Origin of the sequence: Vibrio sp. SCSIO 43009 (genome assembly GCF_023716525.1) — a bacterium.
Classification (GTDB): domain Bacteria; phylum Pseudomonadota; class Gammaproteobacteria; order Enterobacterales; family Vibrionaceae; genus Vibrio; species Vibrio alginolyticus.
Genome location: NZ_CP071842.1, coordinates 996,611 through 1,018,355, shown reverse-complemented (window position 1 = coordinate 1,018,355; position 21,745 = coordinate 996,611). Strand labels below are relative to the sequence as shown.

Below are 21,745 nucleotides of genomic sequence, written 5' to 3'. Positions count from 1 at the left end.
ATGGCAGGGAATGCGTTAGTTTTTTTCATTTCTTACAACCTAACTTTTGCCTTACATTACGCCCAAATTACCCCTTCTCCTTTTCACTAATGTGAACTTTGATGAGTAAGCAACATGCAAACTTTTGAACTTGCTATCTTCTTGCAGTTTTTTCTCGGTTTGGTCGCCGCAGTAAACCCTGTTGGTATCATGCCTGTGTTTGTGTCACTAACCGGGCATATGACACCAGACGAAAAGCGCAATACGGCAACAACAGCAAATGTGGCTGTTGCGATCATCCTGATCATTTCGCTTTTTGCTGGTCAGTTACTGTTAGACATGTTCAGTATTTCTCTGGATTCGTTTCGTGTCGCTGGCGGGTTGCTATTACTTAGCATCGCATTCTCGATGATGAGCGGTAAACTGGGGGAAGATAAGCAGAACAAACAAGAGAAAACGGAATACGTCAGTCGTGAACAGATTGGTGTGGTCCCTCTTGCAATGCCTTTAATGGCAGGGCCTGGTGCAATCAGTTCGACTATTGTTTATGGTGCACGCTACCCAAGCATGTTCGATACCGTGGGCATTAGTATTACGATTGGTTTGTTCTGCCTTTGTTCATGGCTATTGTTCCGCTCTGCCCCATTGATCGTACGATTTTTAGGTCAAACTGGAATCAACGTCATTACTCGTATCATGGGTTTGATATTGGGCGCGCTTGGCATAGAGTTCATTGCGAATGGCTTACGCAACTTATTTCCAGGATTAGCCTGAGTTTCTATAAAATTGTATGATAGAGCGATTCAACAATGGATCGCTTTGTCATGACGACTGACTCTCTTAAACATACTCTATATGTCACCATTTTTGGTACTCATACCAAAGCTGGTAAAACGTTCGATATTGCTCTCATTATCGCGATCATCAGCTCGTTAATCGTACTGGTGTTAGATTCGATACCCTCCGTTCGTGCCGAGTGGGAAAAAGAGCTGAAGTTTATTGAATACACATTTACTGGCCTATTCACGATTGAATACCTTCTAAGGCTTTATTGCTCCCCCAAACCTGCCGCCTACGCAAAGAGTTTTTATGGTGTCGTCGATTTACTTGCGATTTTGCCCACTTATTTAGCACTCTTCTTCCCATCCGCTTCGTTTATGGGTGTGATCAGGGCGCTGCGAGTGATGCGAATATTCCGCATACTCAAGTTAGTCCGATACCTCCAAGAGTCCAATATCCTCTTACGTTCACTGCTTATGGCGCGCAGAAAGATTTTTATCTTCTTTAGTTCCGTCGCCATTATGGTAACGATTTTCGGCTCGTTGATTTTTATCATTGAAGGACCTGAAAACGGATTTACTAGCATTCCTAAAAGTATTTATTGGGCGATCGTGACCATCACAACGGTTGGGTATGGTGACTTGGTCCCCCAAACAGACCTAGGTAAAGGGCTTGCATCACTCACCATGTTACTGGGTTATTCCATTTTGGCGGTACCTACAGGTATTTTCACTGCCGAACTGCACCAAGAGATGCAATCGCACAAAGTATTGGTGAAATGCCCAAACTGCTCCCACGCAGGGCACGACTCTGACGCAATTTACTGTAAACATTGTGGTAGTGAACTGGCCGATCCAGACAAAAGAGTCGTTCGAACGGAAGACGACGCATGAAAAAAGAGCTCCCTAAGGAGCTCTTTTATTTTGTCATCAAATAAAGGATTGATGTGATTATGCTTTCTCAGACAGAATAATTCGCAGAGTACGACGCAATGGCTCCGCAGCACCCCAAAGCAGTTGGTCACCAACAGTGAAAGCATTTAGGAAATCATCACCCATTGCCATCTTACGTAGACGACCCACTGGTACAGACATTGTGCCCGTAACTTTTGCCGGCGTTAGCTCTTGAGCAGTGATGTCACGGTCGTTAGGAATCACTTTCACCCAATCGTTATGAGTGGCGATGATTTCTTCGATTTCGTCCATTGGTACATTTTGTTTAAGCTTGATAGTAAGTGCTTGAGAGTGACAACGCATCGCGCCAATACGCACACAGGTACCGTCAATTGGGACAGGTGAACTTTGAGAACCCAAAATTTTATTCGCCTCAGCGCCCGCTTTCCACTCTTCTTTACTCTGACCATTATCGCGCTTCACATCGATCCATGGGATCAACGAACCAGCTAGTGGCACACCGAACTTATCGGTAGGGAAAGAGCCGCTGCGCATTGTATCCGCAACTTTCTTATCAATATCTAGGATAGAGCTTGATGGGTTTGCAAGTTCAGAGCTAACAGAATCATTGATAACGCCCATTTGCGAGATCAATTCACGCATATTTTGCGCACCAGCACCAGATGCGGCTTGGTAAGTCATTGCGCTTGTCCACTCAACAAGGCCTTTCTCAAATAGACCACCTAGCCCCATTAGCATTAAACTAACCGTACAGTTACCACCGACAAATGTGTTCGTGCCACCGTGGATGCCTTGTTGGATTTGCTTTAAGTTCACTGGATCAAGTGTGATGATCGAATCTTCAGCCATACGTAGCGTGGAGGCCGCGTCAATCCAGTAGCCTTTCCAACCAGCCTGACGAAGTGCAGGGAAAACTTTTTCTGTGTAGCTACCACCTTGACAGGTGATTACCGCATCAAGCTGTTTTAAGCTTTCAATATCATATGCGTCTTGCAGTAAGCCTGCGTCTTTTCCTAAGTTAGGAGCAGGAATACCAACTTGAGAAGTACTGTAGAATACTGGTTCGATTAGGTCGAAGTCTTTCTCTTCAACCATACGCTGCATAAGGACTGAACCAACCATACCGCGCCAACCAACTAAACCAACTCTCATCGTATTAACTCTCCATGTATTAAAAAACCTACCCCATAGTTAATTTTTCACAGCAAAATCTCAACCCCTATTTTGTAAATAAGCGCGTTTTTTAACCTTTTCCTCTGAAAAACCGGGTTACACGAGATTTTTTAGTGTTTGGTTTGCGGTTTTAACCATTTTTCAAGTAGGGAAAGCACTTTAGCCCCCTAATTGGTCTTACCACTCAATGAGAAAATAACACATGAAGCACAATAATTTCACATTACACAACATTTAAAACCAAAAAAGTTAAAACAAACTAACAGTTAATTTCACAAGCAAACGTTTTTACCGACGAACATCAAGATAAAACACCAAATGTTCGAAATATAATTTTTGTTAATGTATGTTATGCGCGATTACAACAAGGAGCGCCTTCCTCTATTGCTCCAAGATTGACAGAGGCACATATGAAGCAAGTTACACCACGCCTACCAAGCTTGATACAGGTATTTATCTCGCTCGGTTTATTTCTCCTGCTGGCATTTTCGTTCACAGCCAAGCTAGACCTACCGATTCAGCTAGCGCTATACATCGGTTGGTTCATTGTCATGATATTGGGCATAAAGCTTGGCCATCAGTATAAAGATCTGGAAAAAGCAGCACTAAATGGCATCTCCAATGGACTTGGAGCCGTTTTAATCCTTTTGGCCGTTGGCGCGCTTGTAGGTACTTGGATCTCTGGTGGTATTGTTCCAACCATTATTTACTACGGCCTTAAAGCAATCCACCCTTCCATCTTTTTGCTCGCGACCATGATCATCTGTTCATTGACTGCGCTAGCGACTGGCACGTCTTGGGGTGCGGCTGGCACGGCAGGTATTGCAATGATGGGTATCGGTCAAGGTCTTGGTGTTCCTGCACCAATCACTGCAGGTGCCGTACTTTCAGGCTGTTACTTTGGTGACAAAATGTCGCCTCTATCGGATTCAGTAATCCTTGCTTCATCTATGTCTAACGTTGAAGTGATGGAACATATTAAAGGCATGTTGCCGATAGCACTCATTAGCTACATTATTACAGGCATTATGTTTACTGCATTTGGCTTCCACTACGCAGGTCAAGTTGACATGAGCCAGGTAGACTCTGTCATTAAAGCGATGGAACAACAGTTCTACATCACCCCTTACTCATTTGTTCCTGTGATCATCGTATTGTCACTTCTAGCGATGCGTATGCCTTCATTCCCAGTGATCAGTTTTGGTTCTCTGCTAGGTATTATTTGGGCAGTGATGATCCAAGATGTCGATTTCCTAACCGCGTTCAACACGGCTTGGGCTCCGTTTGCAATCTCATCTGGCGTAGATTTCATTGACTCAATCCTTAACCGTGGCGGCATGTCTTCAATGCTTGGGTCGGTAGCGGTTATCGTATTTGGCCTTGGTTTTGGTGGTCTACTAGATAAAGTAGGCGTGCTAGAGACTATCGCGAAGCTGTTTGAAAAACGCGTTCAAAGTGCAGGTTCATTGGCAACAAGCACAATTGGTACGGCCTTTATGGGCAACGTATTTGGTTCAGCGATGTACGTTTCACTTATCCTGACCCCAAAAATCTGTGCGAAGAACTATGACCGTCTAGGCTACAAACGTAAGAATTTGTCTCGTAACGCAGAATTTGGCGGCACGCTAACCTCAGGTATGGTCCCTTGGAGTGACAACGGTATCTACATGGCCAGTATTTTGGGTGTTGCTACACTGTCTTATGCCCCGTTCATGTGGCTGAGTTTTGTATGTATCATCGTAACGATCTTCACTTCTTACATGGGTTGGTTTGTTGATAAGTGCGAACCAACAGCAGAAGCAGTTGAAGAAGCTGAAGGCGAATTAAAGCAGCAAACCGCTTAACTTCGCAGAGATAGGAAGAACCTCCCTTTCGAATTCAATACTAAAAAAGAGCGCTTTAAAGCGCTCTTTTTTTATTTCCAAAACAAATCGTTAGCTTTGTTTGACTAGCGTTTTCACGGCTGCACGCTTCCCAAACCAATAGCCCAAGCCAAGCGGTGCAAAGAATATAACGGCAATGAACAGAATAAAGTAGATGATGGTACTTTTGACAAGTTCAATCAGCTTAGTCATTGCGAGATTCACAACCTCTTGCGACACTCGATCCATATCTTGAGCAAACTTCTCGCGCTCATGGGTAATGATCTGTGCGATTTCTTGGCGCTCTCTGGCAACCATCAGCTCTATAGCTTGGCGTTCTTCACCCAACTGAGATAAACGCGCCTCCGTCCTTTGATCGATATCGTCAACCAAAGGTTGTAACTCCAGCGCCATTTGTTCTGCCAAATAACGCATGTACTCTGGGTTGTTATCGATAAAATCCCTCATCGAATCAGCGGTAACTTGCAAACTATTGAGCGCCGCATTGACTTTTTCGATACTGGCAGAGCTATTCAAGGCCAACAACTGCGCTTTCCACGTCATAATTTTTGGTGTCTGCTCTGATACCAGACTTAGACGATCAGAGACATCCCCAAGTGCTTCTGGCATCGTGCCTAGCGTTGTAACGGCTTCCTCTTCGCTAATTTGGTTTGCATCTAACCACCTACGGTAAGCCGGAGTCCTAATCATGCTTAAATCAGCGAATGGATGCTGCTTGGCGAACTCTGCAACAAACGTTTGTGTCTTGATGTATGCTTCTTTCTTCAATAAAGATTGAGCCAGTTTATCTACCTCTTTCGCTAAATAAACGGAAACTAACTTGGCCTCATCAGACGCAAAGAGCTCATTACCAGAAGCGGTAGTAAAGAACTGTTCCATTTGTAGCGTGAAAGTCCATGTATCAATCAGTGCAGCCATTGGGGACACTTGATACGCAGAAGCTTGGATGCCCTCTTCAGCATTTATCTTCCAAAGTAAAATATAAGATTGATGAACTTTATCATGAGGCTCATATTGTTCGTGTAGTGCGTCTGCTGCTTGCTCAACCTGAGCAAAAAACTGCTGCGCATACTCACGAGTCAAAAGACGCATATTGAGCTCTTGTTTGGTAAGAGGGACGGTTTGACTCTCGATCTTGACTTCGAGCAGGGAGCACCCTGAAAGCATCATAACCAGCCCTATCAACATCATTGAAGACATTCGGCGAACGGACATGAAAACACCTTTAACAAATTGTATAGAACAGGAATAAAGCGAACTAAGTCATATAGTTCGAGCCTTTATTACCTCAACTCTTATGACATTAAGTCAGAGCAATATCAATCTGTTAGCGCTTCTGTTATCTTTTCACTATTGAGAACATTATTAGCAAAAAGTATGGTTTGTTTTAGGACATCATCTAAACATGCCAACTTCTCTTCCGGCACTTTTTGCCCTTGTTTAATCAACAGTTCAATATCACCCGAAATACAGTGCAATGGCATTGCACCTAAACTCCCTGAGACCCCTTTAAGACTGTGTGCGGCTCTTTGCGCTTGCTCTTTATCCTCTTCTAACAGCTGATACATTTTAGTGCCATCGCCAGAGTGGTCCTGAATAAAGACCTCCAGTAACATCCGCACAGCGCCCTCGTCACCAGACAGAGAATCTAACATTTTATTGATATCTATGTACGGCTCACGTTCCACTACTTCCACTTGTGATGAATTCACCTCATTACAACTTTTTTCGTTCATTTGGACGTTTTGAAAATTTTCTGACTGAGCTGAGGGAACAGTGTTAGCTCCATTTTCATCATCGCCAACTTGCTCTGACTTTTTATCATCGGTTCTGGGTAGTGGTATCGGTTGAATCGTTTTTGGGGAGAAGGCTCCCAATGAAATGAGGAAAAGGAGCAAACCACTGATTACAGACAGCCAAACAATAAAAGTCATTAGCTTCTGTTCCAACTTATCATTTATCGAAGTTAACTGGTTCGGGAAATCTGGATTAAGCAGTTGATTAGATAAATAACTGCCCTGTGCCTGAGCAGATAGTGCGCTTGAGGTTTGAGCAAGCTGGCGCTGAAGAGCACTTCGCTCTTCGGGAGAGAGTGCCTCTGATTCAATAAAAAGTCGGTCTAAGTCACGGTAAGTATCGCTATTCGTTGCAGAGTCACTAAAGACAGACTCAAAAACAAGCGCACCTAAGCGATAGTACATTGCCTGAATTTGCTCAGAGTTTTCTGTTCGAGCACGGCTGCTTCGTAACTGTTCAGCTAACGAAACCAATTCACTGTCACTTCTTACAAAAGCTCGAGCACTTTCTAAAAATCGGTCGGTCGTATAAAGCAATTGAGTGATGTCTGGTGTGATTTTCCCTTCAGAAAACTCACTTTCAAGCTGTAAGCGAACTGCATAAGCCAACTGAAGTTTCAGTGAAATTTGGTCGACGTGTTTAACACGGTAAGGCAGATCGAAGTTAAAAAAGTGCCTGACTTCTTCAACTTTACTTCCTAACTCATTTACAGTCGAAATCGTTTGAATCGTTTGTTTGGCTTGCAGCCAAATGCCAAGTGCTAAAACACACCACAAAACGAACCAGAACCAAACAAACCGCCGTATTCCTTCTTTTAGCTTCAGCAACACTTGCCCCTCGCATATCTCCATTAATTACAAGCATATACTATGGATGTTTCTTATTCACATAAAAAAAGAGAGCCGTTTGCTCTCTTTATTTAACGATATGATTTTAATTGCGACTTAACTGATCTTTTAGATTTGGAGGCGTCCCTTTAATCGTTAAGGTATCCGTCTCTGGATCATAAAAAATACGCTCACCAAGTAAGAGACTATCGAAGCTAATATTCAAACCACCACCAGCTCCAACAAATTTAGTCAGTTTGCGAACCGTCGCACGATCACCTGGGAAAGACTCTTCAAGTTCGTACCCTTGCTCTTTGGTGAAATCCATAAAGCTCGTGCCATCTTGGCTTTGAGGAAGCTCTCCGGAAAGTTCTGAGATTTGAACTTCATCACCGGATTTAATTTGCTCATTGCAGTAGTCGTAAACTTGTTTCTTGTACTCATTCACTTCTTGCTTTTCTAGCTTCGAGTCAGCACAAAAATCATCCACCGCCTGCATCAACACTAAGTTTTGTTGTTTAGTATCTAAGCCAATATCCGCTTGCAGAAAATCTAGGAAGAAGTCCGCCACTTTACGGCCAACGCGTCCTTTAATGTATTGCAGATAACGATTGGATTCCTTGTCGGTCTCGTAGCTCGACAGGTCGATGCGTGCGGCAATATCCATTTTGGTGATATCTAAGTAATCTGTCGCACTGATGTCCAAACCTTCGGTCACTTTTAAACTTTGATTCATTGGTAAGATACCGATGAACAAGTAGTCCGTTGCTAAACTCTGATACTCAGCGAAAACCAAGATACCTTCATCCGCAAATGGGTACTTAATCAACTCTTCTTTCAAGCGATTTGCACTAATTTGTGAGAAGTCGTAAAAATCTCGCTCTCCTTTGCGCATTTCTTGAAGCCAAAATTGAAATTCGCTGTCTGACTGGAAAGCGCCAAAACCTTTACCAGCTTTAGAATGGAATACTCGGTGAAGCTCAGCGACTAAGTTTTCTGTAGATGCATCGTTCTCTAATGATGCTGGACGAAAGTTTACAACCAGCTCGTCCTGATCGTTTTTGCACAGTTGATGCAGAATAACGTTTGAAAGATGAAGACTCATAGTGATTTTATCTTGCTACAAGGTTTTAGTTGATGGGCATTGTAGGTTATCATAAGCCGCTTTTACTATCATTATTAGAGTCTTTATGCCGATTACATCTAAATATACTGACGAGCAAGTAGAAAAAATTCTTGCTGAAGTAGCAACAGTTCTTGAAAAACACGCTGCTTCTCCTGAGTTGACGCTAATGATTGCCGGAAATATCGCAACCAATGTCTTAAATCAACGTGTTGCTGCTTCACAACGCAAAGCGATTGCTGAAAAATTTGCTCAGGCGCTGATGTCTTCTTTAGAAACACCAAAAACACACTAATCACGGACAATAGAACACATACATGGTAGACAGCGGAAACTCATACGGCGAACGTGTATCTCGACTAGTTGGTTGGGGTCACTGGTTTGCATTCTTCAATATCGTTGCATCGATGTTGATAGGCACACGCTACATTGTTCAGTCTCCTTGGCCCGAGACGTTACTTGGTCAGTTTTATCTGGCGGTTTCTTGGGTTGGTCACTTTGGCTTTCTAGTTTTCGCACTTTACTTGCTTGTTCTATTCCCGTTGACGTTTATCCTGCCATCGCGGAAGTTGTTCCGTTTGGTGGCAGTGATTTTCGCAACCGTTGGGCAAACCATATTATTAATTGATACCCAAGCGTATCAGTCGATCAATTTGCACTTAACTCCCGTTGTCTGGGAGTTACTATTCAGCGAAGACAAAAGTGCGCTCAGCACTGACCTACAACATTTATTTGTTGTGATGCCGCTGATCTTCCTTATTCAACTCGCACTATCCGAATGGGTATGGCGAAAACAGCGCAAACTATCTCATAAGCACGTAGGACGCCCTCTCGCGGCCGTCTTTTTCCTCAGCTTTATGACCAGCCATTTGGTTTACATTTGGGCAGATGCGTATTTTTACAACCCAATTACTAGCCAGCGTTCAAACTTCCCTTTGTCTTACCCGATGACGGCGAAGAGTTTTATGGAAAAACATGGTCTACTTGACCGTGAGGAATACCTAAAACGTTTAGCAGAAAACGAAGGCAACGTAGAGTTAGTCAACTACCCTCTTGAAAAGCTTGAGTTTAACCGCCGAGTTAATAAGCTCAATGTGTTGATGATCAGCATAAACAATTTACGAGCGGATGCGCTTAACCAAGAAGAGATGCCTAACCTCTATGAGTTTGCTGAAAACAATCAGAACTTCCGTAATCATTACAGCTCAAGTAATGATACATACGGGGCCTTTGGTTTGTTCTATGGCTTACCGACCAGTTATGCATCAAGCATCAAGGCGCAAGGTGCTTCCCCAGTATTGCTCGATGTACTGAAAGATCAGGGCTACAACTTTGGTTTATTCAGTGGCAGTGGGTTTGAAGATGATCTCTACTCAGAAATTATTTTCCGCGACTTGAACTTAGCGGAAGACCTAGATGGCACGCAAGCTCATACCGATAAACAATCTATCGCAAACTGGAATACATGGTTAGCAGAGAAAGCAAGTCAGCCATGGTTTAGTTACATCGAAGTCACCACCGTTGATAATTTTGAATCGATTCCTTCAAATAATGACGAAGAAATGCCCGCAAGTGAGCGATTCAAAAAAGCTTATGAATATGCAGTGAAGTCGGCGGATAGAACTATCGCCGGTATTATTGATGAACTAGAAACGACGGGACAACTGACAAACACCATCGTAATCATCACTTCTAATCACGGTAGTGAATTTAACGAAACCAATACGAACAGCTGGGGAGCAAACAGCAACTACAGCCGTTATCAATTACAAGTTCCGATGGTGATCCATTGGCCTGGAATGCTGGCTGGCGAGTTTAATCACAGCACAAGCCACTTGGACCTCTCGGTTACACTGTTGCAAGATATGCTCGGCGTATCTTCCAACCCATATGATTACAGTAGTGGTCGCAACCTATTCGATGAAAGCCGTCGTCGCTGGATCTTGGCGGGCGATACTCGCGAGCTTGCCTTAATTACTAGCTCACAAACCACAGTGATCGATAAGTTTGGCAACTACAAGCTGTATGACAAAAACTACAAACGACTTCGAGATGATGCACCGAAGTTGCCAGTTTTGATGCAAGGTTTAACTGAGTTACAGCGTTTTTATTCTAAAAACGATTAATACCTAGCAATCCATATACTATTCAAACTCCCCTTTTTGGGGAGTTTTTGTTTATTTAAACAACACAAACCACAAATTTGCGCAGTAAACATCCAATCAGTTCAACTAGGGGTTTACAACATTTTCAAAGCCTTATATTATGCGCCTCAACAACGGAGAGATGGCTGAGTGGTTGAAAGCACCGGTCTTGAAAACCGGCATACGTTAATAGCGTATCTAGGGTTCAAATCCCTATCTCTCCGCCACTTTTAGAAAAAGCCCGCTAAGAAATTAGCGGGCTTTTTCGCATCTCCAGACTTAAAAAGATTTGTACAAATCACTTATCACTTCTTGAACGCAACTAAGCACTCCGCTACACTCAGAAAGAACCCACAAAAAATTAATGCCCTTTTCGTTCGTTCCAGTGTCCCGTGTTGAATCAATTTGATATTTACGTCTCGTTGTATCTACTCATCAATAAAGGCTTCTTTAGCGGCATTGATAAGCTGCAAGTGGATTGGGACGAGGTCAGCATGATTCGTTCGATATCCACCTCCAACGACAGCTGCGACAGGGATACCTCGAGATTTCACTGTTTGCATTAAAAATCTATCACGTTCTAAAATCCCTTGAGTCGACACATCAAAATATCCAAGCTCATCGTCCTGATGTATATCGACACCAGCATCGTAGATAACTAAATCAGGGCGATGAAGATTAAGTGCCATATCGACCACTTCTTTAAACGCCATTAAAAAATCCTCATCACCTGTTCCTCGCACCAAAGGCACATCGAGGTCAGACTGAGGCTTCCTCGCTGGGAAGTTTTTATCACAGTGGAAAGAAAGCGTGATGATATCTGGCTCATCGTCACATAAAGTTGCTGTTCCATCCCCATGGTGAACATCACTATCAATGATCAATACTTTATCGACATGCTCGACTTCGAGCGCTTGCCTGGCCGCGATCACTAAGTCATTAAATAAACAAAAACCACTGCCAAACTCTTTGTGTGCGTGGTGATACCCACCACTCAAATGAATGGCCACACCGTACTCAAGTGCCTTTTTTGCGGTCAGAGCCGTGCCCGCTGCTGAAGTTAGCGTTCTGGTAATGAGAGACTCACTCCAAGGAAAACCTATTCGGCGCATCTTCGCAGCTGGCATGTTTCCACTAACAAGTAACTCGACGTATTCCTCGTCATGAACACGTTTTACTTCCCCAACAGTTAATGCTTCGGGCTGGAAAAACTGCGTGTGCTCTTTCCAGTTATCTTTCTCCATATGCACCAATACCGATTCATAGAGGTACTGGTATTTCATAATTGGGTAACGATGCCCCTCTGGCAACTCAAGTTGAGAATAAATCGGGTGGTAGATAAATGGCAGCATGAGAAATTCTTAATAACAATGGTAACGAAATAGTATCAACTTAAAGGGTTGAATAAAACGCAATTTAATTGATAATGATTTTCAATATCAATTAAATTTAATATACATATGAATTCTACTTTCTTTGCTATTCTCGGCGCACTGTTTGGCTCTCTTTGTGCCCTGTCCCTATTTTCATCTCTTGTTGTTGGTGCGTGGTGGTTGGTTGATTTTATTGTGCTTAACTAACACAATGACTTTCAACTGAAATCAAAAAAACATAGGTGTTTGTATGAGTCAAACCGTCTTTATTACCGGAGCAAATCGCGGCATTGGCCTTAGCTTAACTGAGCTGTACCTGAAGCAAGGCCACCAAGTACATGCTACTAGCCGTTCCTTAGAGAACAGTTCAGAACTACAAACTCTAGCCTCACAATTCAGTAATCTGGTTTTGCACGAACTGGATGTCACTCACTACGAACAAGTCGCTAAGCTTGCCGATAAACTCCCTGCCATCGACTTACTCATCAATAATGCAGGATATTACGGCCCCAAGGGATATGGCTTTGGAAATACTGACGTAGAAGCATGGCGTAAAGTCTTCGAAGTAAACACCATTGCTCCGTTAAAACTGGTTGAGTACTGTTACCCTCGCTTACAACAAGGCAAGATAAAAAAGATTGCTTGTATCTCATCAAAAGTCGGCAGTATGACCGAAAATACGTCCGGTGGCGGCTATATTTATCGCTCATCGAAAGCGGCGCTTAACTCGGTTGTTAAAAGCTTAAGTAATGATTTAACAACTGAAGGGTTTACTGTTTTGGCGCTTCACCCTGGTTGGGTAAAAACGGCGATGGGCGGGCCAAATGCTTTGATAGATACGCAAACCTCCGCACAAGGCCTAGCGAACGTGATAAAGCTGAGCACACCGCAGCTTTCAGGTCGATTTATTAACTACGATGGTACTGAGTTACCTTGGTAGCAGCATTAAGACACAACCATCACTAAACCAAATATCATCAAAGCCAGGCTTCATAATCGTGACTTGGTTGGCAAACATAATGTTCATCAGTGATCCACCAGCATAATTCGTGCAATCTAACTTGAATTTATCTACATCCAATCCAGACTTAGGAAAAAGTAGAACAAATAAGGAGAAAGCACGATGGCAGCAGATAGGGATTTGGTTAATTTTAGCGAAGAGCACGAACTAAATTACTGCTTGAGAAGTGCTGGTAAACGCCAAACTCAAGCGAATCGAGATACATTAGTTGACTTGGGCAACCAGGTGAAAGAGGTACTGGACAAACGCGTGTTAACTCAAGGTGAAGTAAGAGGCGCGATCCAAAACCACGGTGATCTGTTCGAGTAATCTATTTTCAAGCATGCGCGGAGTTTAATTACGCCGCGCTTGTCCTATGCCTGCTTACCTTTGGTTGCACGAGATTTAGTCGCGCCACCATTCTTTGAATAACTGCGCTTTTTACGTTTAAACGCAGGACGTTCCACCTTGGGTAGATGACGTAATGAATCAGGGATAGGCCCTGCTTTTACTTGTGCCATCAAGCTATCAATGCGTTGTTCCAGTGCTTGCATGAACGGCTGATATGCTTGATTTCTCTCTGCCATACCTTGTAACTGGTGCTCCCAATGAGCCGTCATATCAGGGTATGTTGAATCTTCTGGCAAGGCATGAATGAGACCTCTTCCCGCAGGAGAACTGAGAATTGACTTACCTTGACGCGTAAGCAGTTGGCGTTTGAACAGCGTGTCCAAAATACCAGCGCGAGTCGCTTCCGTGCCTAGCCCATCAGTGTCACGAAGGATTTTTTTCAGTTCTTTATCCGCAACATAACGGGCGATCCCGGTCATCGCTTGCAACAGCGATGCCTCGGTAAAATGCTTTGGTGGCTCGGTTTTTCGGTCTTTTATTTCCCCTTCACGACAAGTTAACACGGTGCCTTCGGGTAGCGGTGGCACGGCATCAATACCTTCATCTTCCTTGTCAGTTTTGCCCATTAGCGCTTTCCAACCCGGCGAAACTAACTGACGACCTTTCGCGACAAACGTACCACCAGCGATATCGAAAACCAATTTCGCTTCTGCGTAAACCGCCGCCAGATAGAACTGCATGAGGTACTGGCGCGCAATCAATTGATACACTTTCATCTCATTGCCGGAAAGCGCATTCACATTAGCTTGCTTCGGTGTAGGGATAATCGCATGGTGCGCATCCACTTTTTTATCGTTCCAGGCTTTGGACTTTAATGTTAAGTCTGCTCCCTGAACGGCAACTTGCAACTCTTTTGCGTTATTCGCAATAGCAGTTGTCACCGTCCCTGCTTGTGAGTAGTGTTCCATCGGCAAATAGCGACAATCTGAACGCGGGTAAGTGATCAACTTGTGCTTTTCATACAATGCCTGACAAGTATCTAGTACTTGTTGCGCACTCATACCATAGCGCTTCGCGGCATCGATCTGTAAAGCAGATAACGAATAAGGTAATGGTGCTGATTGCTTGGTTTGCTTTTGTTCCGACTCTGTCACTTTTGCGGGTTGATTTGCAATACGGTTTGCAACATTTTCTACCAACTTACGGTTTAATACTCGACCTTCTTCGTCCTGCCAAGGCTTGCATGCCTCACTTGGCTTCCAACGAGCACGAATATCAAAAGTACCATTGGCATCTTGATATGGGATCAGAGCATGTAGGGTAAAATAGTCCTTCGGGACAAAGTTTTCGATTTCTTCATCACGACGCACCACTAAGCCAAGAACTGGCGTTTGCACTCGCCCTACCGAGAGAACACCTTGATACCCTGCTTTTTGACCAAGCAAGGTATAAGCACGAGACATGTTCATACCATACAGCCAATCAGCCCGAGAGCGGGCCAATGCAGAAACTGAAAGTGGGATAAACTCGCGATTACTGCGCATAGAGCTGAGTGCGCGTTTAACCGCAGGTAAGTTCAAGTCGGAAATCAGCAAACGCTGTGTGGATTCCTTCTTGGTTTTAGATAACTTGCAATAGTCCAGAACTTCATCAACTAACAGCTGACCCTCTCGATCTGGGTCTCCTGCATGAATGACTTCGTTAGCTTCTTTGAGCAATTTACGAATCACTGTTAATTGCTTACTTGCGCTTTTCCTCGGTCTGAGCTGCCATTGCTGCGGAACAATTGGTAAATCTGCCATATTCCACTTTTTATAACGCTCATCGTAAGCGTCAGGTTCGACTTGTTCGAGCAAATGGCCGATACACCAAGTAACGATATCCCCGTTCCCACAGCGGATGAATCCTTGATCTTTCTTTTGAGGGTTTGGCAGTGCAGCGGCAATCGCACGGCCTAAGCTTGGTTTTTCAGCAATAAACAGACGAGACATAACGTTTGGGAAATAAATATAATTAGGGCCACATTATCGAATGTAGCCCTAATAAATCAAGAAAAACTGTATAAATAAACAGTCAGTTTATTTAAGTTTTCAGTTATAGAAATTCAACAAACTGAGAAAGGTCACGCTCAGGAACTTTCATCGGTGTACAACCAGGCGTGCCTAAGTACAAGAAACCAACAATCTCATCGTCACCTTCTAAACCAAATGCTTGATGAACTTCTGGATGGAACATCCACTTACCTGAGCGCCAAAATCCTTGAAAGCCTTGTGCTACGGCTGCCATTTGCATCGCTTGTACAGCGCATCCCGCAGATAAGTGTTGCTCTAGTGCTGGTACTTTCTCATGTTCTGTTACTTTAGCAATAACAGTGATCACCATTGGTGCGCGAAATGGGGCATTCTTTACCTTTTCGACCACCGCTTCATCACTATTTTCAGCTTCTGCCGCTTTTACCAAGATATCTGACAGTTTTTTCAAACCATCGCCCTGTGCGATAACGAAACGCCAAGGGGTTAATCCCGCATGGTCAGGCGCACGAAGGCCAGCACGAATGATGTTCTCAAGAGCTTTACCTTCTGGTGCAGGCGCGGATAACTTCGCGATAGATCGGCGATTGAGCAAAAGATCGAGAGCGTCCATGAAAGAATCCTTATTGAATATCGTTGTTATTTTGTTTACGCCACTTTAGCACAATCTGCTCCTGCGAATAACAACCGGTTTTCTGTGGGCTTGATAACGTGCTTCACTTAACATCAATCTGGGTTTAATGTTAATTTATTCGCGAAATGAATAAGTTGAACATAGGCAGGTTGATGAACAAGGACAAACAAAACAGCATTTACGAAAAGATCGTTAATGACGAAGATGCCCGTGCCTGTAAGGCGATTCCTGAATCAGCTTGTCATCAAGTTCCCGGCAACTTTCTTAAAATCATTCTCGCTCAGTTTTTAACGAAGGTCGGCGATGCGTTAATCAACCCTAAAGTCACGTTGCCGTGGATACTACAAAGTCTCGGGGCACCGGTTTATTTAATTGGTTGGCTGGTTCCTATTCGTGAGTCAGGATCCCTTATCCCACAACTTAGCATCGCGCACTACATCCGACGCATTCCAGTAAGAAAATGGGTCTGGGTAATTGGCAGCATCTTGCAGGCTCTTTCCATATTTGCAATCGGATTGGTCGCATTAACTCTAACAGGAGCAGCTGCGGGTTATGGTGTGATTGCATGTCTTGTGATCTTCAGCCTCTCACGCGGTTTAAATTCCGTCGCATCAAAAGATGTATTGGGCAAAACCATCCCTAAAAACCAACGAGGTCAAGTCAACGGCTGGTCTTCAAGCGCTGCTGGCCTGGTTACGCTGCTTTTCGCTAGCCTTCTGGCACTAGCCTGGTTATGGGACGTAGAGCCGACAGAGCGCTTTTACGGTCTGAGTTTAGGCTTAGCGGGCGTCATATGGCTCATCGCGGCATTAGTCTATGCGCGAATTAATGAGTATGCCGGTGAGGTAGACGGTGGTCGAAATGGCGTCCTCGAAGCATTTAAACAACTCGCGTTACTTAAGACAGACGTGACCTTTCGTCGATTCGTTATCACGCGGACACTATTTTTATGTTCTGCGCTGAGTGCACCGTACTACGTTGTGCTGGCACAGCAATCTCTGGGTGGACAGCTCTGGGTGCTAGCTCTCTTTATGTTTGCGAGTGGCTTAGCCTCCTTTGTGTCAGGTCCTTTCTGGGGAAGAATGTCCGATCGCTCTAGCCGCAGTGTGATGGTCATAGGCGCAATGATGAGCGCGCTACTTGGTGTTGTGTTATTTGTTTACGATACATGGGTCACCGCTAGCCAAAGCTTCCTATTCGTGATTCCTCTGCTTTACTTTTGTGTTTGTATTGCCCACGACGGAATACGAGTCGGACGAAAAACCTATTTAGTTGATATCGCAGAAGGTGACAAACGGACGAGCTATGTAGCCGTGAGTAACACAGTGGTTGGGATAATGCTGCTTCTAATGAGCTCTCTTGGTGTTATGTCGAACTTCTTGAGCCTTTCAGCTGTGGTGTTAGTGTTCTCTTTTATTACTTTTGCTGGCGTGGTAATGGCCAAACAACTGCCAGATATCAGTGACTAGTTCTATACAAAAAAGCTGCGCTCAAAGCGCAGCTTTTATGGTAAACACACATTAAAAGGCTAGAGTTTTACCGCCAATTTAACACCTTGACGAATCGCACGCACAGCATCAAGTTCACCCGCATGGTCAGCTCCGCCAATGATATGAATCTTCTCTCCAAGTTCAGACCATTTATCTTCAAACGGACGTACAGACTCTTGCCCAGCACAAATGATAACTTTGTCTGCATTAAGTACCTGCGCGCTTCCGTCTACATGAATGTGCAAACCTTGATCATCAATTTTATCGTAAGACACGCCGCCGACTAAATGTACGCCCCGTTTTTCAAGGGTACGTTTATGGATCCAACCTGTCGTTTTACCCGGACCTTTACCCACACGACCTTTACGACGCTGAAGTACCCAGACTTCTTTATCGCTAACCGCATCAGGGTAAGGGTATAAACCACCCGGCTGAGACATCTCCTTGTCGATTCCCCATTCATGCAACCAGTCATCCAACGTTTGTCCAACTGGCTCTGTGAGCATGGTCGCGACATCTACGCCAATGCCACCAGCACCAACGATAGCCACTTTCTCACCGACTGGCGTTTTGTCTCGAATGAGAGTTTGATAGTCGACGACTTTCTCTGGGTTATCAATTCCATCAATATTGACTTTACGTGGCTCAACACCCGATGCCATCACTATCTCATCGTATTCTGTGAGTAAGTCATAGTTCGCTTCCGTCGATAAGTGCAGATTCACGCCTGTTTCATCAATACGGTTAGCGAAATATCGTATCGTCTCTCGAAACTCTTCCTTACCAGGGATCTGCATCGCAAGACGGAACTGACCACCGATGCGGTCGTTCTTTTCGAACAAATCAACCTTATGGCCACGTTCAGCCAGTGTAGTCGCACAAGCTAAGCCCGCCGGACCTGCTCCGACAACGGCAATGTTTTTCTTATTAAAGGCTGGTTCAACAACAATTTCGGTTTCATAGCACGCAAGTGGGTTCACTAAGCAACTGGCGCGCTTACCTTTAAACACGTTATCTAGACACGCCTGATTACAACCAATACACGTATTAATAAGCTGCGCTTTTTCCTGTTCGGCTTTAGCAACAAAGTAAGGATCGGCCAAGAATGGGCGCGCCATCGAAACCATGTCGGCATGACCTGAAGATAAAATGCGTTCTGCTTCATCTGGCGTATTTATACGGTTGCAAGTGATAATAGGAACCGAAACGTGAGGTTTAACTTTTTCCGTAACCCATGTAAACGCACCACGTGGTACTTGAGTCGCAATGGTCGGAATTCGAGCCTCATGCCAACCGATACCCGTATTAATAATCGTGACGCCAGCCTCTTCAAGTGCTTTCGCCAATTCGATAACGTCTTCAAAAGTGCTGCCCTGCTCGACAAGATCCAACATAGAAAGACGGAAGATGATGATGAACTTGTCACCTACCGCCTTGCGTACCGCTTTAACAATTTCTAGCGGAAACCGCATACGTTTTTTATAGCTGCCACCCCATTCGTCGTAACGCATATTAGTACGTTTACATAAGAATTGGTTTATCAAGTAACCTTCCGAGCCCATTAACTCGACGCCATCATAACCAGCAAGCTGTGCTAACTCCGCACTATTAGCAAACGCGTCGATGGTTTTCTTTATCTGGCGGTCGCTCATTTCACTCGGAGCAAACTTTGCAATCGGCGCTTTAATGCCAGATGCACTTTGCGAGAATGGATGCATTGCATAACGCCCAGCATGGAGAATTTGCAACGCAATTTTACCACCGTGCTTGTGCACCGCTTCTGTCACAACTTTATGGGCTTTAGCATGTTTTGGCTTGCTGAATTCAGCACTCAACGGGTGTAAACGACCGCGTAAGTTAGGAGAAAAACCTCCGGTTACAATCAGTCCGACACCGCCTTTCGCGCGTTCTTCATAAAAAGCAGCGAGCTTGTGTAATCCTTCTTTGTGCTCTTCTAAGCCCGTGTGCATTGATCCCATCAGAACTCGGTTTCGTAATTGTGTGAAACCGAGATCCAGTGGCTTTAATAGGTTTGGGTACATGGCAGACATCACTTAACATCCATTGTTATTATCATGGTCTGACCAGATTAAGCCTGCTCAACCAAAAAATCAAACAAGCGTTTACATTTTTGTAACACCGATCAATCTCGTGTGAAAATATGCCAATTGTTGAGTGGTCGTGATAAGCTAAAAAAATGTTATCTTTTGAGATCTTAGAGATAAGAACCCATACTTTGTTAGACTCGGCGTAACTATCTCGTTATGGAGACAAGATGAAAAAACTCTTCAAATTTATTGGTTTGATATTTAAAGGGATATGGAAAAGTATCACTTTCATCAGACTCGCACTGGCAAACCTAATTTTCTTGCTGATGATTGCCGTTTTCTACTTTGCCTTTACTTATACCGGAGACGGTCAACCTGTCGTCGAAAAAGAATCGGCATTGGTGATGAACCTTTCAGGCCCAATTGTCGAACAAAGACGTTATGTAAACCCAATGGACTCTTTTGCTGGTTCCCTTTTGGGTAATGAGCTACCGAAAGAAAACGTCCTTTTCGATATCGTTGATACTATTCGCTACGCGAAAGACGATCCTAAAGTGTCTGGATTAGTGCTAGCACTGCGAGACATGCCAGAAACAAATCTCACGAAACTACGTTACATCGCGAAAGCGTTGAACGAATTTAAAGCGTCAGGCAAACCCGTTTACGCCGTAGGTGATTTCTACAACCAAAGCCAATATTACTTGGCAAGTTACGCTGACAAAGTTTATCTGGCACCTGATGGTGGTGTATTGATTAAAGGTTACAGCGCTTACTCAATGTACTACAAAACGTTACTTGAAAAGCTTGACGTTTCTACTCATGTTTTTCGCGTAGGTACTTATAAATCCGCTATCGAACCGTTTATTCGTGATGACATGTCCGATGCGGCGAAAGAGTCAGCAACACGCTGGGTTACTCAATTGTGGAGTGCTTTTGTTGATGACGTAACAACAAACCGAAACATTGATGCGAAAGTGCTTAATCCAACCATGGATGAACTGATTAACGAGATGAAGTCTGTAAATGGCGATATTGCTCAGCTCGCAGTCAAATTGGGGCTAGTGGATGAACTTGCGACACGCCAAGACATTCGCACTCTATTCGCAAAACAGTTTGGTAGCGACGGCAAAGACAGCTACAACGCGATTGGTTACTACGACTACCTTGCAACGATTCGTCCCGATTACACACTACCTCAGCACGACATCGCCGTTGTTCTAGCAAGTGGCGCGATTATGGACGGTCAACAACCTCGCGGAACTGTTGGTGGTGACACAGTCGCAAGCTTGCTGCGTCAAGCACGCAATGATGAAAAAGTGAAAGCGGTCGTATTACGAGTAGATAGTCCAGGAGGCAGTGCCTTTGCTTCTGAAGTGATTCGTAACGAAGTAGAAGCTCTGAAGCAAGCAGGTAAGCCGGTTGTTGTATCCATGTCGAGTTTGGCTGCTTCTGGTGGTTATTGGATTTCAATGAGCGCAGACAAAATCGTTGCTCAGCCAACAACCCTGACGGGCTCCATTGGTATATTTAGTGTCATCACCACGTTTGAAAAAGGCTTTAGCAAGTTAGGTATTAACACTGATGGCGTTGGCACATCGCCGTTCTCAGGTGACGGTATTACCACTGGCCTTTCTGAGGGCGCGTCTCAAGTGTTCCAATTAGGTATCGAACACGGTTACAAGCGCTTTATTTCTCTAGTTGGCGAGAATCGCGATATGTCTCTAGAGGAAGTTGACAAAGTTGCTCAAGGTCGAGTTTGGACTGGCCAAGATGCACTATCCTTTGGTCTTGTCGATCAAATGGGTGACTTTGATGATGCTGTAGAGCTAGCAGCGAAACTAGCGAATGTAACCGATTACGGCATTTACTGGGTAGAAGAGCCTCTTTCACCTACTGAACTATTTCTACAAGAGTTTATGAAACAGGTGAAAGTCTCTCTAGGTATTGATGCAACAAGCTTGCTACCAAAAAGTCTTCAACCCGTAGCTCAACAATTCGAACAAGACGCAAGCTTGCTCCAAAGCTTCAACGATCCTAAAGGTCAATACGCATTTTGTTTGAACTGCCAAGTGCAGTAGTTTTTCCATCAATATTACAAAGGGCACTTCTACTTGAAGTGCCCTTTTTATTAGGCTTTGCATCTCCTCAGATGACTTTCTGATGCTGTGCGTATAGCCTCGCATCTCAAGGTTATTTAGG

The 21,745-nt window shown here is 44.2% G+C and carries 17 protein-coding genes and 1 tRNA gene; 10 read left to right on the top strand and 8 right to left on the bottom strand.

Annotated features, from left to right (window positions below; translation table 11 throughout):
• Positions 1 to 114: 114 nt before the first annotated feature.
• Both J4N43_RS04760 and J4N43_RS04755 read left to right on the top strand, forming a co-directional pair.
• Positions 115 to 753: a YchE family NAAT transporter gene (locus J4N43_RS04760; protein ID WP_005380729.1), complete on the top strand. Its 639-nt coding sequence runs from the start codon at positions 115 to 117 to the stop codon at positions 751 to 753.
• 35 nt (positions 754 to 788) lie between these two features.
• Positions 789 to 1,652 (top strand): ion transporter, encoded by an 864-nt coding sequence (locus J4N43_RS04755; RefSeq protein ID WP_005380728.1) that lies wholly within the window; start codon positions 789 to 791, stop codon positions 1,650 to 1,652.
• Positions 1,653 to 1,709: 57 nt separating this feature from the next.
• On the opposite strand, the gene asd is transcribed toward J4N43_RS04755, so the two are convergent.
• On the bottom strand, positions 1,710 to 2,825 hold the full coding sequence (gene asd, locus J4N43_RS04750) for an aspartate-semialdehyde dehydrogenase (RefSeq protein WP_005380727.1): 1,116 nt from the start codon (positions 2,823 to 2,825) through the stop codon (positions 1,710 to 1,712).
• Positions 2,826 to 3,256: 431 nt separating this feature from the next.
• Here asd and nhaC point away from each other — a divergent pair, with 431 nt between their 5' ends.
• Positions 3,257 to 4,690, top strand: a complete 1,434-nt coding sequence (nhaC, locus tag J4N43_RS04745; RefSeq protein ID WP_005380726.1) for a Na+/H+ antiporter NhaC — start codon at positions 3,257 to 3,259, stop codon at positions 4,688 to 4,690.
• 90 nt (positions 4,691 to 4,780) lie between these two features.
• Here nhaC and J4N43_RS04740 read toward each other — a convergent pair whose 3' ends face one another.
• The 3 genes from J4N43_RS04740 to yejK form a co-directional block, all read right to left on the bottom strand.
• Positions 4,781 to 5,944 (bottom strand): hypothetical protein, encoded by a 1,164-nt coding sequence (locus J4N43_RS04740; RefSeq protein ID WP_005380725.1) that lies wholly within the window; start codon positions 5,942 to 5,944, stop codon positions 4,781 to 4,783.
• Between the two features lie 104 nt (positions 5,945 to 6,048).
• Positions 6,049 to 7,377 (bottom strand): Hpt domain-containing protein, encoded by a 1,329-nt coding sequence (locus J4N43_RS04735; RefSeq protein WP_053349606.1) that lies wholly within the window; start codon positions 7,375 to 7,377, stop codon positions 6,049 to 6,051.
• An 82-nt stretch (positions 7,378 to 7,459) separates the two neighbouring features.
• On the bottom strand, positions 7,460 to 8,458 hold the full coding sequence (gene yejK / locus J4N43_RS04730; protein WP_005380723.1) for a nucleoid-associated protein YejK: 999 nt from the start codon (positions 8,456 to 8,458) through the stop codon (positions 7,460 to 7,462).
• Between the two features lie 85 nt (positions 8,459 to 8,543).
• Here yejK and J4N43_RS04725 point away from each other — a divergent pair, with 85 nt between their 5' ends.
• The 3 genes from J4N43_RS04725 (at position 8,544) to J4N43_RS04715 (ending at position 10,847) form a co-directional block, all read left to right on the top strand.
• Positions 8,544 to 8,771: a YejL family protein gene (locus J4N43_RS04725; RefSeq protein ID WP_005380722.1), complete on the top strand. Its 228-nt coding sequence runs from the start codon at positions 8,544 to 8,546 to the stop codon at positions 8,769 to 8,771.
• A 22-nt stretch (positions 8,772 to 8,793) separates the two neighbouring features.
• Entirely contained in the window at positions 8,794 to 10,602 is a 1,809-nt protein-coding gene (locus J4N43_RS04720) for a DUF3413 domain-containing protein (protein WP_005380721.1), read from the top strand.
• A gap of 154 nt (positions 10,603 to 10,756) precedes the next feature.
• Positions 10,757 to 10,847 (top strand) — tRNA-Ser (locus J4N43_RS04715).
• A gap of 201 nt (positions 10,848 to 11,048) precedes the next feature.
• On the opposite strand, the gene J4N43_RS04710 is transcribed toward J4N43_RS04715, so the two are convergent.
• Positions 11,049 to 11,972, bottom strand: coding sequence for a histone deacetylase family protein (locus J4N43_RS04710; RefSeq protein ID WP_053349605.1), 924 nt, complete (start codon positions 11,970 to 11,972; stop codon positions 11,049 to 11,051).
• 271 nt (positions 11,973 to 12,243) lie between these two features.
• On the opposite strand from J4N43_RS04710, the gene J4N43_RS04705 reads away from it, so the two are divergent.
• Positions 12,244 to 12,933 carry an SDR family oxidoreductase gene (locus J4N43_RS04705; RefSeq protein ID WP_053349604.1) on the top strand — a complete coding sequence of 230 codons (690 nt, stop codon included), beginning with the start codon at positions 12,244 to 12,246 and terminating at the stop codon, positions 12,931 to 12,933.
• A 183-nt stretch (positions 12,934 to 13,116) separates the two neighbouring features.
• Entirely contained in the window at positions 13,117 to 13,323 is a 207-nt protein-coding gene (locus tag J4N43_RS04700) for a hypothetical protein (RefSeq protein WP_005380717.1), read from the top strand.
• A gap of 44 nt (positions 13,324 to 13,367) precedes the next feature.
• Here J4N43_RS04700 and J4N43_RS04695 read toward each other — a convergent pair whose 3' ends face one another.
• Together J4N43_RS04695 and J4N43_RS04690 are read right to left on the bottom strand one after the other, a co-directional pair.
• Positions 13,368 to 15,335, bottom strand: coding sequence for a DNA topoisomerase III (locus J4N43_RS04695; RefSeq protein ID WP_053349603.1), 1,968 nt, complete (start codon positions 15,333 to 15,335; stop codon positions 13,368 to 13,370).
• A gap of 103 nt (positions 15,336 to 15,438) precedes the next feature.
• Positions 15,439 to 15,987 (bottom strand): NAD(P)H nitroreductase, encoded by a 549-nt coding sequence (locus J4N43_RS04690; RefSeq protein WP_005380711.1) that lies wholly within the window; start codon positions 15,985 to 15,987, stop codon positions 15,439 to 15,441.
• Positions 15,988 to 16,160: 173 nt separating this feature from the next.
• Between J4N43_RS04690 and J4N43_RS04685 the strand changes: the two genes are divergently transcribed.
• On the top strand, positions 16,161 to 17,477 hold the full coding sequence (locus J4N43_RS04685) for an MFS transporter (protein ID WP_054701571.1): 1,317 nt from the start codon (positions 16,161 to 16,163) through the stop codon (positions 17,475 to 17,477).
• A 59-nt stretch (positions 17,478 to 17,536) separates the two neighbouring features.
• On the opposite strand, the gene J4N43_RS04680 is transcribed toward J4N43_RS04685, so the two are convergent.
• Positions 17,537 to 19,549, bottom strand: a complete 2,013-nt coding sequence (locus J4N43_RS04680) for an NADPH-dependent 2,4-dienoyl-CoA reductase (protein ID WP_199266798.1) — start codon at positions 19,547 to 19,549, stop codon at positions 17,537 to 17,539.
• A gap of 224 nt (positions 19,550 to 19,773) precedes the next feature.
• On the opposite strand from J4N43_RS04680, the gene sppA reads away from it, so the two are divergent.
• Positions 19,774 to 21,624, top strand: coding sequence for a signal peptide peptidase SppA (gene sppA / locus J4N43_RS04675; protein WP_005380705.1), 1,851 nt, complete (start codon positions 19,774 to 19,776; stop codon positions 21,622 to 21,624).
• Positions 21,625 to 21,745: the final 121 nt, after the last annotated feature.

Excerpts from the sequence above, each read along its gene's own strand:
- J4N43_RS04700 (WP_005380717.1), top strand. The coding sequence starts at position 13,117 with ATGGCAGCAGATAGGGATTTGGTTAATTTTAGCGAAGAGCACGAACTA.
- J4N43_RS04710 (WP_053349605.1), bottom strand. The coding sequence starts at position 11,972 with ATGCTGCCATTTATCTACCACCCGATTTATTCTCAACTTGAGTTGCCA.
- J4N43_RS04760 (WP_005380729.1), top strand. The coding sequence starts at position 115 with ATGCAAACTTTTGAACTTGCTATCTTCTTGCAGTTTTTTCTCGGTTTG.
- J4N43_RS04695 (WP_053349603.1), bottom strand. The coding sequence starts at position 15,335 with ATGTCTCGTCTGTTTATTGCTGAAAAACCAAGCTTAGGCCGTGCGATT.
- J4N43_RS04680 (WP_199266798.1), bottom strand. The coding sequence starts at position 19,549 with ATGTCTGCCATGTACCCAAACCTATTAAAGCCACTGGATCTCGGTTTC.
- J4N43_RS04720 (WP_005380721.1), top strand. The coding sequence starts at position 8,794 with ATGGTAGACAGCGGAAACTCATACGGCGAACGTGTATCTCGACTAGTT.
- J4N43_RS04735 (WP_053349606.1), bottom strand. The coding sequence starts at position 7,377 with ATGGAGATATGCGAGGGGCAAGTGTTGCTGAAGCTAAAAGAAGGAATA.
- J4N43_RS04685 (WP_054701571.1), top strand. The coding sequence starts at position 16,161 with ATGAACAAGGACAAACAAAACAGCATTTACGAAAAGATCGTTAATGAC.
- J4N43_RS04740 (WP_005380725.1), bottom strand. The coding sequence starts at position 5,944 with ATGTCCGTTCGCCGAATGTCTTCAATGATGTTGATAGGGCTGGTTATG.
- sppA (WP_005380705.1), top strand. The coding sequence starts at position 19,774 with ATGAAAAAACTCTTCAAATTTATTGGTTTGATATTTAAAGGGATATGG.
- J4N43_RS04755 (WP_005380728.1), top strand. The coding sequence starts at position 789 with ATGGATCGCTTTGTCATGACGACTGACTCTCTTAAACATACTCTATAT.
- asd (WP_005380727.1), bottom strand. The coding sequence starts at position 2,825 with ATGAGAGTTGGTTTAGTTGGTTGGCGCGGTATGGTTGGTTCAGTCCTT.
- J4N43_RS04725 (WP_005380722.1), top strand. The coding sequence starts at position 8,544 with ATGCCGATTACATCTAAATATACTGACGAGCAAGTAGAAAAAATTCTT.
- nhaC (WP_005380726.1), top strand. The coding sequence starts at position 3,257 with ATGAAGCAAGTTACACCACGCCTACCAAGCTTGATACAGGTATTTATC.
- yejK (WP_005380723.1), bottom strand. The coding sequence starts at position 8,458 with ATGAGTCTTCATCTTTCAAACGTTATTCTGCATCAACTGTGCAAAAAC.
- J4N43_RS04690 (WP_005380711.1), bottom strand. The coding sequence starts at position 15,987 with ATGGACGCTCTCGATCTTTTGCTCAATCGCCGATCTATCGCGAAGTTA.
- J4N43_RS04705 (WP_053349604.1), top strand. The coding sequence starts at position 12,244 with ATGAGTCAAACCGTCTTTATTACCGGAGCAAATCGCGGCATTGGCCTT.